Origin of the sequence: Pediococcus ethanolidurans, from assembly GCF_964062635.1 — a bacterium.
Lineage (GTDB): Bacteria > Bacillota > Bacilli > Lactobacillales > Lactobacillaceae > Pediococcus > Pediococcus ethanolidurans.
This window is the reverse complement of record NZ_OZ061250.1, coordinates 1,819,584-1,833,524: the sequence shown is the minus strand read 5'-3', so window position 1 is coordinate 1,833,524 and position 13,941 is coordinate 1,819,584. Positions and strand designations below refer to the sequence as shown.

At 37.3% G+C, this 13,941-nt stretch carries 12 protein-coding genes; 11 read left to right on the top strand and 1 reads right to left on the bottom strand.

The features are described 5' to 3' along the window. Positions 1 to 3: 3 nt before the first annotated feature. The 3 genes from rsgA to AB3219_RS08995 are packed head-to-tail and all read left to right on the top strand — an operon-like array spanning position 4 to position 2,228. Positions 4 to 921, top strand: coding sequence for a ribosome small subunit-dependent GTPase A (rsgA, locus tag AB3219_RS09005; RefSeq protein ID WP_260365149.1), 918 nt, complete (start codon positions 4 to 6; stop codon positions 919 to 921). A 3-nt stretch (positions 922 to 924) separates the two neighbouring features. After that, entirely contained in the window at positions 925 to 1,581 is a 657-nt protein-coding gene (rpe, locus tag AB3219_RS09000) for a ribulose-phosphate 3-epimerase (RefSeq protein ID WP_216753640.1), read from the top strand. Continuing rightward, positions 1,581 to 2,228: a thiamine diphosphokinase gene (locus tag AB3219_RS08995; protein ID WP_216753641.1), complete on the top strand. Its 648-nt coding sequence runs from the start codon at positions 1,581 to 1,583 to the stop codon at positions 2,226 to 2,228. The genes rpe and AB3219_RS08995 overlap by 1 nt, the downstream gene beginning before the upstream one ends. A 51-nt stretch (positions 2,229 to 2,279) precedes the next feature. On the opposite strand, the gene rpmB is transcribed toward AB3219_RS08995, so the two are convergent. Beyond that, positions 2,280 to 2,465 carry a 50S ribosomal protein L28 gene (gene rpmB / locus AB3219_RS08990; protein WP_046870836.1) on the bottom strand — a complete coding sequence of 62 codons (186 nt, stop codon included), beginning with the start codon at positions 2,463 to 2,465 and terminating at the stop codon, positions 2,280 to 2,282. 391 nt (positions 2,466 to 2,856) lie between these two features. Here rpmB and AB3219_RS08985 point away from each other — a divergent pair, with 391 nt between their 5' ends. From AB3219_RS08985 to ftsY, 8 genes are all read left to right on the top strand, one after another. Then, entirely contained in the window at positions 2,857 to 3,219 is a 363-nt protein-coding gene (locus AB3219_RS08985) for an Asp23/Gls24 family envelope stress response protein (protein ID WP_057806214.1), read from the top strand. A 39-nt stretch (positions 3,220 to 3,258) separates the two neighbouring features. Further along, entirely contained in the window at positions 3,259 to 4,935 is a 1,677-nt protein-coding gene (locus tag AB3219_RS08980) for a DAK2 domain-containing protein (protein WP_216753649.1), read from the top strand. A gap of 57 nt (positions 4,936 to 4,992) precedes the next feature. Next, positions 4,993 to 7,044, top strand: a complete 2,052-nt coding sequence (recG, locus tag AB3219_RS08975; RefSeq protein WP_216753643.1) for an ATP-dependent DNA helicase RecG — start codon at positions 4,993 to 4,995, stop codon at positions 7,042 to 7,044. A 21-nt stretch (positions 7,045 to 7,065) separates the two neighbouring features. Then, entirely contained in the window at positions 7,066 to 8,076 is a 1,011-nt protein-coding gene (gene plsX / locus AB3219_RS08970; protein WP_216753644.1) for a phosphate acyltransferase PlsX, read from the top strand. An 81-nt stretch (positions 8,077 to 8,157) separates the two neighbouring features. Then, positions 8,158 to 8,403 carry an acyl carrier protein gene (gene acpP / locus AB3219_RS08965; RefSeq protein WP_057806205.1) on the top strand — a complete coding sequence of 82 codons (246 nt, stop codon included), beginning with the start codon at positions 8,158 to 8,160 and terminating at the stop codon, positions 8,401 to 8,403. A 135-nt stretch (positions 8,404 to 8,538) separates the two neighbouring features. Further along, positions 8,539 to 9,240 (top strand): ribonuclease III, encoded by a 702-nt coding sequence (gene rnc, locus AB3219_RS08960; protein WP_367369406.1) that lies wholly within the window; start codon positions 8,539 to 8,541, stop codon positions 9,238 to 9,240. Positions 9,241 to 9,259: 19 nt separating this feature from the next. After that, positions 9,260 to 12,826: a chromosome segregation protein SMC gene (gene smc, locus AB3219_RS08955; protein ID WP_260365148.1), complete on the top strand. Its 3,567-nt coding sequence runs from the start codon at positions 9,260 to 9,262 to the stop codon at positions 12,824 to 12,826. After that, positions 12,826 to 13,935, top strand: a complete 1,110-nt coding sequence (ftsY, locus tag AB3219_RS08950) for a signal recognition particle-docking protein FtsY (RefSeq protein ID WP_216753647.1) — start codon at positions 12,826 to 12,828, stop codon at positions 13,933 to 13,935. Before smc ends, ftsY begins: the two co-directional genes overlap by 1 nt. Positions 13,936 to 13,941: the final 6 nt, after the last annotated feature.

The following is a 13,941-nucleotide window of genomic DNA, read 5'->3' as shown; positions in this document are numbered from 1 at the left end:
TTAATGCAAAAAGGACAAATTGTGCAATCGTTGAGTGGGTTTTACGATGTCAAAAGTGATGGAGAAATTTTTCGAACTCGAGCACGTGGTAATTTTCGAAAACAAAGAGTCTCACCACTTGTGGGCGATTGGGTTGAATTTGAAAGTCATGCTAAAAATGAAGGTTACATTTTAAAAATTGAAGCACGTCGAAATGAACTAGTTCGACCACCGTTGGCCAATATTGATCAGGCCGTGGTTGTCACGGCTTGTGTTCAACCAGATTTTTCTGCTAATTTATTAGATCGTCAGTTGGTAACCTTAGAAGAAAAAAAGATTAGACCAATCATTTATTTTACGAAGGGTGATTTGACACCGCAAGCTAAACAAGCCGAGTTGGAGCAGCTGGCAGTGGGTTATCGAAAAATTGGTTATGAAGTTTATTTGAATTGGCAAGCGTTTACTAGTGAAGCATTAAAAAAATTGGAAACATCATTTGCTAATCGCTTGACCATTTTTATGGGCCAAACGGGTGCTGGCAAGTCGACCTTACTGAATCACATTGATAAGCGTTTGGCTCTTCAAACTGGTGAAGTTTCGCAGGCGTTAAACCGAGGTAAACATACAACTAGAAAAGTAGCTTTATTTCCGGTTGGTGATGGCCTAGTTGCGGATACACCTGGTTTTTCAAGTTATACGGTTTTTGAGATGCGTTTAGAAGAACTTAAAAATTTATTTCCGGAAATAGCTGAAGCAAGTATGAATTGTCGTTTTCGTGAATGCTTACACATTAATGAACCTAATTGTGCAGTTAAAGCCGCGGTGGACGCTGGAAAAATCATGGCGAGTCGCTATGAAAACTATGTTCAATTTTTTAATCTTATTAAGGCTCAAAAACCTGATTATCAGCGAAAAGGATATTCAAAAAAGAGGGGGAAATAGCTTATGATTAAAGTTGCACCATCAATTTTAAGTGCTAATTTTGTGGATCTAAAACCTGATATTGAACTTGCTCAAAAAGGAGGAGCCGATTTTTTACATATTGATGTAATGGATGGTCAATTTGTTCCCAATTTGAGTTTTGGACCAGGAATGGTAGAGGCTATTCGACCAATTACAAGTATACCGTTGGACTGTCATTTAATGATTGAAAATCCAGAAAGATTTGTGACACAATTCTGTCAGGCTGGGGCTGATATTGTTGGTGTTCATGTTGAAAGTACCCCTCATATTTATCGGGCACTGGAAATGATCAAACAACATGGCGTGAAAGCAGAAGTCGTTTTGAATCCTGGGACACCGATTAGTTTGGTAGAAGATGTTTTGCCAATAGTAGATCAGGTGCTCATTATGACCGTGAATCCAGGTTTTGGTGGTCAAAAATTCATTTCACAAATGATTCCAAAAATTCAACGACTTAATCAGTTACGCCAAACAGGTGAAAATAATTTTGCTATTGAAGTCGATGGTGGCATTAATGATAACAATGTGGCTTCGGTCTATAAAGCTGGGGCGGATATCGCGGTTGCGGGATCTTATGTGTTTAATAGTGACGATCCAATTGCGCAAATTAAGAAACTTAAGACAAGGACTTCAGATTAATGCAGGTAAATATTTTAGCAGGTGGTCCACAACAGGTTTATCCAGAGGATATTTTTAAGCAAACTAAGAATTGGATTGGCGTTGATCGGGGCAGCCTTTTTTTATTACATCATCACATTATTCCATGCATGGCCATTGGCGATTTTGATTCAATGAGTCAGTCAGAATTAGTAGAAATAAAGGGAAAAGTTTCACAAATTATTCAAGTAAATCCGATTAAGGACGATACTGATACCGAGCTGGCTTTGTCTAAAGCATTTACACGGTTTGATGCTGATGAAGTGACAATTTATGGCGCAACAGGTGGCCGATTGGATCATTTCTTGAGTAATTTTTTAATGTTGTTAAAACCACAGTTTAAGCAGTACGCGCAACAGATTAGAATAGTGGATCGACAAAATAGTCTGCTCTTTTTTAATCCAGGAAAACATATTTTGCGTAGACAACCAAACTACAAATATCTTTCGTTTATTGCGTTAGGAAATGTTGAAGATTTAACGTTACCAGACGAAAAATACAAGTTAAATGAACAATCTGATATTTATCCAGTTGCTTATATCAGTAACGAATTTATTAATGAACAGGCAACTTTGAGTTTTTCGACCGGAATGGTTGCGGCTATTTATAGTCGAGATTATGTTAAATAATAAAATATTTATAAATAAAAAAGATTGAAGCTTTGTTAGCTTCAATCTTTTTTATGCACGTTTAATTTTGCCTGATTTTAGTGCTCGAGCAGAAACCCAAACACGTTTTGGTTTTCCATCCACAAGAATGCGGACCTTATGCAAATTTGGTTTCCAGCTTCGGCGACTGTGGTTCAAAGCATGTGAACGTGTGTTACCAAAGTGGGTACGACGACCGGTGACAAAGTCTTTTGCCATTTTAAAATCCTCCTTTGTCGCTTCTATATTTATCATAGAATTCTTTTTAACTCACCTAAATAACTTATCATATATGCCCCGTGATTGCAATACTTTTCTTTCAAGTAATTTTACTTGACAGTCACTATTTTAGGTAAGAAGTCTATTTTAATAAGTCTTTCGATGAATCATTATAACAACTCATTCTTTGATGAGTTTAGCACAGTTTAGTTAGCGTGACGATAGTTAACTACATGTAACCATTTGAAAAATTGCTTAAAATAGTGATACACTGCACCTTTAATCAGCAATAATTCAAAATTATGTAAAAGAGAGTTGCGTTTATTGGTTTGGTGAAGTATGGTAAAATATCGTTGATATAAGAAGAACGATTTAAGGGAGGCTATTTTTGATGGCTGTAAAAATTCAAACAAAAAATGGAACAGTAGACGTATCTAATGATGTCATTGCCACAGTTGTTGGTGGTGCAGCAACAGATAATTACGGTGTTGTTGGTATGGCAAGTAAAAATCAGATCCGCGACAATTTAAACGAAATTTTACGTAAAGAAAATTACGCTAAGGGAGTCGTTGTTCGTCAACAGGATAATGGTGTGGCAATTGATGTATATATTATTGTCAGTTATGGCACAAAGATTTCTGAAGTTTCGAAGAACGTACAATCAAAAGTGAAATATAATTTGGAATCAATGTTAGGTGTTTCGGCGAACTCTGTGAACGTTTTTGTCCAGGGTGTAAAGGTATTAGAAGCCTAGTTACGAAGGACTAAAACGAGGAGGAATTTACAATTGAAAGTGGCAACTACTGAAATCACGAACGAAGAATTTGATCAAATGATTCAGGCAAGTGCGCGTAAATTAAAACGTAATGCCGATTTTATTAATTCATTAAATGTTTTTCCAGTACCTGATGGTGATACTGGCACTAATATGAGTTTATCAATGGAAAGCGGCGCGAAGTATGAAATGGATGAACCAAGTGAGGAAGTTGGTAAATTAGCGGGTGCACTCGCTAAAGGATTACTGATGGGTGCTCGTGGTAACTCTGGTGTAATCTTATCTCAGATCTTTCGTGGCTTTTCTAAGAGTGTTGAAGGTAAGGTGACTTTGAATGCTGAGGATTTAGCTCAAGCATTCGCTGATGGCGCTCAAACGGCGTATAAGGCAGTTATGAAACCAACTGAGGGAACTATTCTGACGGTCATTCGAGAAGCTGCTAAGGCGGGAAATGACGCCGCTACAGAAAAAGACGATATTGTCTATGTCATGGATGCAGTGACTAAGGCTGGTAAAGAGGCTCTAAAGAAAACAACTGATCTTTTACCAGTTTTAAAAGAAGTTGGTGTTGTTGACTCTGGTGGTCAAGGGTTGACTTTTGTTTTTGATGCCTTTGATGATGTTTTAAATGGTCGTACTGAAGTTGAAGAAGATCAACCTGATGAAGAACAGATGGATGAAATGGTGGATGCAAAACATCATCAAAGTATTCAAGGCAAGATTGACCCTGCAGATATTAAATATGGATACTGTACACAGATTATGGTTCGTATCGGTAAAGGATTACAGGTAAAACAAGATTTTGATTACGACACGTTCTACAATTACTTGGCTAAATTAGGAGATTCATTATTAGTTGTAAATGATGATGATGTGGTTAAAGTACATGTTCATACTGAGCATCCAGGTAAAGTACTTGCTTGGGGACAACAATTTGGTGATCTAGCCACTGTTAAAGTTGACAATATGCGCCAGCAACAAGAAGAAATTATGGAAAAAGATGATCCTGTTCAAGCAGATCAACCGGTACCAGACACAAATGGAACAGCAATTATCGCCATTGCTTCTGGTGAAGGTGTGGATAAGTTATTCCGAAGCCTTGGTGTGACGCATATTATTAGCGGTGGACAAACGATGAATCCCAGCACAGCAGATATTGTTGCGGCGATTAATGATTCGCACGCTGAACGAGCAATTGTTTTACCAAATAATAAAAATATTTTTTTGGCAGCTGAACAAGCTATTGAGGTAGCTGATATTCCAGCAAAAATTGTGCATAGCCGCAATATTTCTCAAGGAATGACAGCTTTGATGGGCTTCAATCCAGACAGTAAATTAGATGAGAATGTGGCTGCAATGGAAGATAATTTAACGTCTGTTAAGAACGGTGAAGTAACGACAGCTATTCGAGATACAACAGTTCAAGGCAAAACTATCAAAAAAGGGAACTTCATGGGCATTATTGACGGCACCATTGCAACAACTAAACCGACAATTCTTGAGGCTGCTAGTGAGATGGTAAAGCTAATGTTAGATGAAGATAGTGAAATTGTGACGATTATTTATGGTAAAGATGCTAAAAAATCTGAAGCTGAGAAACTGGAAAGTACAATCCAAGCGTTAGATGATGAATTGGAAATTGAGGTTCATGAAGGCGACCAGCCAGTTTACCCATTTATTGTTTCAGTTGAATAAGTAATCTAAAGAGGTTGGAAATTTGTCCGCCTCTTTTTGTAGTTAAGGAGTCAGTGTATGACTGAAAACACTATTTTTGCACCTGTTTCTACACTTAGTGGTGTTGGTCTGCAACGAGCCAAGGCCCTAAATGAGTTAGGAATTTATACAATTGAAGATTTGTTGTGCTATTTTCCGTTTCGCTACGAAGATTTGCGACCACAAAACATGGCAGATTTAGTTGATCAACAAAAAGTTACTTTAGAGGGGACAGTTGCATCAGAACCAATTATCGCTCGCTATGGTAGAAAAAAGAATCGTCTGAATTTTCGTTTATTAACCGAACAAGAATCTGTGATGGTAACCTTTTTTAATCAACCGTGGATAAAAAAACAATTGGAAATGGATAAAAAAATTGCGATATACGGCAAATGGGATGCGTGTCGACGTAGTTTGACCGGAATGAAGCTTTTACCATTTTCAAATGCTGATTCTACGGAAGTTGATGCAGTTTACCCAGCTAGTCAGCATATTCGCCAAAACACCATTAAAAAATTGGTTACGCAAACTTTTGAACAATATCAAAATGAAATTAAAACAATTATTCCAGAAGCAATCGTTAAAAAGTATCGTTTAATTGATCGAAGAACGATGATTCACGACTTACATTTTCCCGCTGATCTAAAGTCAGCCAAACTAGCACGGCGCACGGCAACTTTTGAGGAATTCTTTATTTTTCAAATGGAATTACAAGTTTTAAAACAACGAGATCAATCTGAAAATGGTACCGCAATTGAATATAATGTTGATCAATTAAAAACATTTATTGCTAGTTTACCTTATGAATTGACCGACGCTCAAAAACGAGTAGTTAATGAAATTTGCTATGATCTTAAACGACCAATTCGAATGAATCGGTTGTTACAAGGGGACGTCGGAAGTGGGAAAACGATTGTGGCGGCAATTGTCATGTATGCAGCCATTACAGCTGGTTATCAAACGGCTTTAATGGCTCCTACGGAAATTCTAGCTGAACAACATGCTAATAACTTAACCAAGATATTTGCGGGAATGGGTGTTAATATTGGGCTGTTAACCGGAGCTTCCGGATCAAAGTCCAAACAACGACATGCATTGTTGGCTGGTATCGAAAATGGCGACATTAATTTGGTAATTGGTACGCATGCGTTAATTCAAGACGATGTTGAATTTGCCAATCTGGGATTAGTTATTATTGATGAGCAGCACCGTTTTGGTGTCAAACAACGTGAAGCTTTGCGGAAAAAAGGGACGAATGTGGATGTATTGGCCATGACGGCAACGCCAATTCCGCGAACTTTGGCCATTACAGCCTATGGCGAAATGGATGTTTCAACAATTGATCAAATGCCCAACGGCCGGAAACCAGTTTTAACTAGTTGGGTCAAAAGCAGTAATGTGCGGGGTATACTTGAATTTGTAAAAAAACAATTTAAAAATGGCCATCAGGCTTTTGTTGTGACGCCCTTAATTGAAGAATCAGAATCACTTGATTTAAAAAATGCGATGGCACTCTATGAGCAACTTCAAACTGAATTTGAACCTGACTATAAGGTAGGATTACTTCATGGTAAAATGAAGTTTGACGAAAAAGATCAAATTATGCGTCAATTTAAGGACAATGAATTTCAACTTTTGGTTTCGACGACTGTAATTGAAGTTGGTGTAGATGTTCCTAATGTTACGGTTATGATTATTTATGATGCTGATCGCTTTGGATTAGCTCAACTTCATCAGTTACGGGGACGTGTTGGTCGTGGACAAGCACAGGCTTATTGCATCTTAGTTGCTGATCCTAAAAATGAAACCGGGATTAAACGCATGAAAATCATGACCCAGTCGAATGATGGATTTAAGATTTCACAGGCTGACCTGCAACTTCGTGGATCCGGTGATGTTTTTGGTAGTAAACAGTCTGGAATCCCCGAATTTCGGGTTGGTGATCCAATAGTGGATATTGGTGCTTTACAAACTGCTCAGTTAGAAGCAGGTAAAATTGTTCATGAAGAAAATTGGCAAAGTAAGCCGCAATTTGAGCAGTTAAACAGCTATTTAAAAATTATTATGCAAAAAAATGCCAATTTTGATTAATATTAGAAATGAGGAATAAAAATGAAGTTAGCAATTGACGCAATGGGTGGCGACTACGCACCTGAGAAAATTGTTCAGGGAGTTGAATTAGCTCGGGATGAATACTCAGATGTGCACTTTATCTTATTTGGCAAAGAAGATAAAATTAAAAAATATCTAAAAAATGCAACAAGAATTACAATTGTTCATACAGATTCAGAAATTGCAATGGGTGATGAACCTGTGCGTGCCGTTCGTCAAAAGAAAACGTCTTCACTGGTATTGGCTGCCCAGAGTGTTAAAGAGGGAAAAGCTGATGCACTTTTTTCAGCCGGCAATACAGGAGCATTGTTAGCTGCAAGTTTATTTATTATTGGCAGAATTAAAGGTGTTGATCGTCCCGGAATGACCACGACATTACCAGCATTAGAAGGTGCGCACGATTCATTTACCATGTTGGATGTAGGTGCAAATGCTGAAAGTAAAGTAAAAAACTTACAGCAGTTTGCGGTATTGGGAAATTTCTACAGTACAAATGTGATGGGAGTTACTAACCCAAGAATTGCCTTATTAAATAATGGTGCCGAAGAGGACAAAGGTGATCCGCTGCATAAAGAGACCTATCAAACTCTCAAGGATGATCCAAATCTAAACTTTGTAGGCAACATTGAATCTCGAGAACTCTTAAATGGAAAAGCGGACGTTGTGGTTACTGATGGCTTTACTGGAAATGCGGTTCTTAAAAATACCGAAGGAACGGCTTTGTCCATGCTGAAATTACTGAAACACACAATTTTAGATTCTGGTATTCAAGGTAAACTTGGTGGTTTATTACTGAAGCCAGCGTTTAAAATTGTTCAGAACAAAATGGATTATTCAAAGCATGGTGGTGCTGTTTTGCTGGGTGTAAAAGCACCAGTAGTTAAAGCCCATGGATCAAGTAATGAGATACAAGTATATCACGCCTTACGACAACTTTGTTCAATGGTTAATTCAAGCTTAACCAAGAACTTAGCTGATTATTTTGCAACACGACCAACTGATAAAAATTAAAAAAACGATAATTTTGGTGGACAAGTTCAAAGAAAAACATTAAACTTATCTGATGTAATTAAATGATGTAAGGAGTATCGCATGACTAAAGAAGAAGTATTTAATAAAATTTCCGATATTATTGTGGATCATTTTGATGTCGATAAGGCGAAAGTAACAAATGAGCTGAATTTTAAAACTGATTTGAATGCAGATTCAATTGATATCGTTGAATTTGTGCTTGAACTAGAAGATACTTTTGGTGCTGAGATTTCCGATGAGGATGCTGAAAAGCTTTCCACAGTTGGTGAAGCCGTTGATTTCATTACTGCTAATCAAAAAAAGTAAAATAAATGATCAATTTTTGAGACTGGAATAGTTTGTTCCGGTCTCAATTTGTATCTGAAAGCTGTTAGAGAGTGGGCAGTTTTAAGAAAAAAAGATATAATGTTAAGGTGAGTATTTAAGAAAGGATGAAAATTTTTGAAAAAATCTGTTGATGAAGCGTTAAAAAAAGATTTTCAAATTGTGTTTCATAACGAGGATTTATTGAACGAAGCGTTAACCCAAGCATCTTATGTGAATGAACATCCCAATCAAGGCTTAAAATTTTATGAACGAATTGAATTTTTAGGGGATGCTGTTCTGCAATTGATTGTATCGGAATATATTTTCAAACGTTATCCAGAAATGCCACAAGGAAAGTTGACTCGCTTACGAGCAGCTATGGTTTGTGAGGCAAGTTTCAGTCAGTTTGCCCGTGAATGTCATTTGGATCAGTATATTCTTCTCGGTAAAGGTGAAGAAAAAGCTGGTGCACGAAATCGTGATTCACTTCTTTGTGATATTTTTGAATCTTTTGTTGGGGCCGTTTATTTAGATCAAGGTCGGCAAACTGTTGAGAAATTTGTCCAGCAGGTTATTTTTCCCAAGTTAGACACAGAAGCATTCGATCATGTGATTGACCATAAAACCAATTTGCAGGAAATTTTGCAACGTAACGGAGATGTGTTGATTCACTATGATCTATTGAATGAGGCTGGTCCTGATAATGATCTTGATTTCAAAGTTGCTGTTTTTGCAGATGATCGTCAATTGGGATCCGGTGTTGGAAAATCCAAAAAACTAGCTGAGCAAGATGCTGCCAAGAATGCTTTACAAAAATTGCGCGTGAAAAATGCATAAATTAGGAGTTTGATGTTTAATGAGACTTAAGTCTTTACAAATAAGCGGTTTTAAGTCCTTTGCCGATAAAACAACAATTAATTTTGAAGATGGTATTACTGGAATTGTCGGACCGAATGGTAGTGGTAAAAGTAATATTATCGAGGCTGTTCGTTGGGTAATGGGTGAACAATCTGCTAAAAGTTTACGCGGTGGTAAAATGCCAGACGTGATTTTTGCAGGTTCGCAAAGTAGGCAGCCACTTAATCGGGCGGCCGTGACAATTACACTTGATAACTCCGATCATTTTTTAAAAACGGAATTTAACGAAGTAAGCGTCACACGAAAATTATTTCGTAATGGTGATAGTCAGTATTTGATTAATCAAACTGATTGCCGATTGAAAGATGTTTTGGATTTATTTGTTGATACAGGTTTAGGAAGAGATTCGTTTTCAGTAATTTCACAGGGACGAGTCGAAGCTATTTTCAATAGTAAACCAGAAGATCGACGCGTCATTATTGAAGAAGTGGCTGGAGTTTTAAGTTACAAGCAGGATAAGCAAAAAGCCGAGCTTGAACTGAATAAAACGAATGATTATCTTGCTCGTGTCAATGACTTAATCGTGGAACTTCAATCTCAATTGGAACCACTGGAAGAACAAAGTAGTCTTGCTCAAGACTATTTGGACCAAAAAAAACAGTTTGATAAACTGGATAAAACACGTTTGGTAACTTTGATTGAAAATCTTCAGGATGAAAATCAACAAGTTGCTGAAAAATTAACGAACGCAACTCAATTAGTGACCAGGTATCGCACACAAACTGAAACTTTTTCGGGTGCGGTAGATCAATTAAAAGCAAGAAGACAGACTCTAGAAGCTCAAAAAGATCAGCTACAAGCTAATTTGTTAGAAGCAACCAAAAAGTTTGAAAATTTAGCGGGACAACAAAATGTCACTTCAGAAAAGAATAAATATCAGCAACAGCAATTAGCGGAGTTGGCGGAAACGATTAAAGAAAATTCCCAAAGACTAAGTGATTATCAAACTCAAAAATTAGCATTAAATCAAGAGATTGCGACAGATAAGAAAGCAGTTGAAAGAACTCAGGCGAAGTTGGCCGAATTATCTGAAGAAGAAATCCAAAAAAAGCAAACTGAAATTCAAACAAATATTGACCATTTGCAAACAAATTATATTGAAAAAATGCAGCAGTTGGCACAAATTCATAATGATCAAACTAATTTAAAAAAAAGCTATGAGCAGGACAGCCAACAACAGCTGCATGTCAATGCGGATCTTCAAAAACTTAAAAATCAATTAAACGAATTAACAACTGGCCAACAACAGCAGCAACAGCACGTAACAGGGCTACAAAGGGTTGTTAAAACAGCTGAAGATCAACTTAAAGAAACTATAAATTCTTATCAGAAATTGTCTGAACAACAAAAACAAAGCCAAGATAGCTGGCTAGATGCCTTACGGGTGTATCAACAAGCAAAAACACGCCTAGAAACATTAACTAGTACTGACGTTGAACTCCGTGGTTATTATCAAGGGGTCCAAAATGTTTTGAAAAATCGGACGAATTTTCAAGGCTTGGTGGGTGTTGTTTCAGAACTAATTGACGTTCCAGAAAAATACACTAAGGCCATTGAAATGGTATTAGGCGGTCAGTTACAACAATTAGTTACAGGTAATGATCAAGACGCGCGGCAAGTTATACAATATTTGACAAAAAAACGTGCTGGTCGAGTGACGCTTTTGCCGCTTTCAAGAATTCGTGGCAAACAAGTATCAGATCATGTTAAACAAGAAATGCAACACTTAACTGGTGTGGAAGGAATTGCAGCGGATTTAGTGCACACATCTGATGATTTAAAATTAGTAAAACAATTTTTGTTAGGTAATATTTTAATTGCAACTGATTTGAAACAAGCAACTGAAATTTCCAAACAACTTTCCACTCGTTTAAAAATCGTTACGCTTGATGGTGAAATTATCAATCCTTCTGGATCAATGACAGGAGGCGTGAATCGCCGCCAGTCCGATGGCTTATTGACGCAAAAACAAACGCGACAAAATTTAGCTGATCAAGTTAATAAAATGAAAACGCAACTAGATGGTCGTGAAAATTTAGTACAGGATTTAAAACAACGAATGCAGGCCGTTGAAGCTAAAGGTACAGAACTGCGCCAACAATTTAATGATGCTAGTGATCACTTTAAGGATGCCAAATCTAAATTAGAGATTACTAAAAATCAAATTACCGAATTGAATCGTAGAATTGCGGCGGTTGATTATGAGGCTCAACAAAATGGTGATCTTCAAAGTGATTTTACGTCGCGATCGACTGAGCTTGATGCACAAGAACAGCAGCTCAATGTTGAGTTAGAAAAAATTTCTACAGACACTGATAAAAATAAGCAAAAGCTTACCCAACTACACTTAACCCAGAATGAAAGTCAGCAGGCACTGGCACAATTTAGGGAACAATTAACTAACGCACGAGTGGCTTTAACACAGGCACAAACCAAATTTAATGCGTTGGGAGAAAATATTAAAAAAACACAATTACTTGTCAAGCAGGCAGAACAACAACAAACAGATTTACAAACTGATCAAGAGTCACAAGGTAATGAAAGCGAATCTCAACAAGCAGAATTAACGGGAACCCAAAGCTTAATTGATCAACTAAAAGAACAATTGGAGGCACAGAAAAAAGACCTCGTTGAGTTAGAAAAAGCGCTCGCAAACAAGGAACAAGAATTACAACGCGTTCAAGAATTGGGTTCCGTTTCAAGCGATGATTTACAAGAAATTAAAATCAAACAAACGCGTTTAAATGAACAGATTGACCATGCTTTAAACGATTTAAATGAAAAGTATCATTTAAGTTTGGAATTAGCCAAAAAACAGACGGTTGAATTAAGTTCAGAAGACTTACAACGTGAACTTAAATTAGCTAAAAAAGGATTGGCAGAAATCGGTGAAGTAAATGTAGGTGCGATTGATGAATTTCAACGAGTGAGTGAACGCTATCAATTTTTGACGAGTCAAAAAGATGATTTAACCACTTCACAAAAGCAACTTTTAGAAACTATCAATGAAATTGATACTGAGGCGGCCCTACGATTTAAAACAACTTTTGACAAGATATCTGCATCATTTTCCAAAGTGTTTGTTAAAATGTTTGGTGGTGGGAAAGCTAAATTGGAACTTACAGATCCGGAACATTTATTGACAACAGGGATGGAAATTAAGGCGCAACCACCTGGTAAAAAGTTTCAGCGTCTTAGCTTACTTTCTGGTGGTGAACGGGCGTTAACAGCCATTACACTACTGTTTTCTATTTTGGAAGTTAACCCAGTACCATTTTGTATTTTGGATGAAGTGGAAGCCGCATTTGATGACGCCAATGTCACCCGATTTGCAGATTATTTACGAAATTTTCGCCATCAAACCCAATTTGTTGTGATTACCCATCGAAAGGGTACAATGGTAGAATGTGATGTCTTGTATGGGGTGACTATGCAAGAGTCTGGCGTCTCAAAAATGGCTTCTGTGTCGCTTGAAGACGTTTCAAGAAAGGAGACCAACCCGTAATGAGTATTTTTGGTCGAAGAAAGAAAAAAAAGCTTGAAGAACAACAAGCTATTGAACAACATGCAAAAGAACAAAAATTAAATGAAGAAAAACAAACCAAAAAAGAACCTGAAGTTTCACCGGCTGAAACGCAAGTTAATCCGCAGAATGTGACATCAGAAGAAGCAGAAGAAATTGATCGTTACAATCGTGGATTGGAAAAATCACGCCGAACGTTTGGTCAAAAATTAACAGCATTATTTACCAATTTTAATGGTGTTGATGATGATTTTTATGATGACTTGGAAGAAACGCTAATTGGGGCTGATGTGGGTTTTGAAACGGCCGTTCAAATTAGTGATGAAGTACGTGAAGAAATTGAAGCAAAACATGAATCAGATCAACAGGTAATTTCAAATCTTATCGTGGCTAAACTAGTTTCTCTATATACCCGCAATGGAACTACTGAAGATAATCATTTGGTTTTTGCTACTGAGGGGCCAAGTGTATTTCTATTTGTTGGAGTAAATGGTGTCGGTAAAACCACCAGCATTGGAAAATTGGCCAATCGATTTAAAAAGCGAGGCAAAAAAGTTTTATTAGCAGCTTGTGATACTTTTAGAGCTGGTGCGATTGAACAGTTACAAGAATGGGGCAAACGTGATGGTGTCCCGGTCGTTGCGGGCCCTGAAAAAAGTGATCCAGCCGCTATTGTGTTTGATGCGGTCAAAAAGGCTAAGGCTGAGAACTATGATTTAGTTTTGGTAGATACCGCTGGAAGACTACAAAATAAAGTTAATTTGATGAAGGAATTGGATAAAATGCGTCGTGTTATTACGCGTGAAATTCCGCATGCACCGCAAGAAATTTTGTTAGTTTTGGATGCAACTACTGGTCAAAACGCAATGAGTCAAGCAAAAATCTTCAAAGAAACAACCGATGTCACGGGAATTATTTTGACTAAATTAGATGGCACTGCTAAGGGTGGAATTGTCTTGGCTATTCGAAATCAGTTACATCTTTCTGTCAAGTATGTTGGGCTTGGTGAACAAGTGGATGATTTAAGTCCATTTTCACCTAAAGATTTTGTTGATGGGTTGTTCAGCGGCTTCCTAGAAACCTCTAAATAGGAAGTA

Excerpts from the sequence above, each read along its gene's own strand:
- rsgA (WP_260365149.1), top strand. The coding sequence starts at position 4 with ATGCAAAAAGGACAAATTGTGCAATCGTTGAGTGGGTTTTACGATGTC.
- rpe (WP_216753640.1), top strand. The coding sequence starts at position 925 with ATGATTAAAGTTGCACCATCAATTTTAAGTGCTAATTTTGTGGATCTA.
- AB3219_RS08995 (WP_216753641.1), top strand. The coding sequence starts at position 1,581 with ATGCAGGTAAATATTTTAGCAGGTGGTCCACAACAGGTTTATCCAGAG.
- rpmB (WP_046870836.1), bottom strand. The coding sequence starts at position 2,465 with ATGGCAAAAGACTTTGTCACCGGTCGTCGTACCCACTTTGGTAACACA.
- AB3219_RS08985 (WP_057806214.1), top strand. The coding sequence starts at position 2,857 with ATGGCTGTAAAAATTCAAACAAAAAATGGAACAGTAGACGTATCTAAT.
- recG (WP_216753643.1), top strand. The coding sequence starts at position 4,993 with ATGACTGAAAACACTATTTTTGCACCTGTTTCTACACTTAGTGGTGTT.
- plsX (WP_216753644.1), top strand. The coding sequence starts at position 7,066 with ATGAAGTTAGCAATTGACGCAATGGGTGGCGACTACGCACCTGAGAAA.
- acpP (WP_057806205.1), top strand. The coding sequence starts at position 8,158 with ATGACTAAAGAAGAAGTATTTAATAAAATTTCCGATATTATTGTGGAT.
- smc (WP_260365148.1), top strand. The coding sequence starts at position 9,260 with ATGAGACTTAAGTCTTTACAAATAAGCGGTTTTAAGTCCTTTGCCGAT.
- ftsY (WP_216753647.1), top strand. The coding sequence starts at position 12,826 with ATGAGTATTTTTGGTCGAAGAAAGAAAAAAAAGCTTGAAGAACAACAA.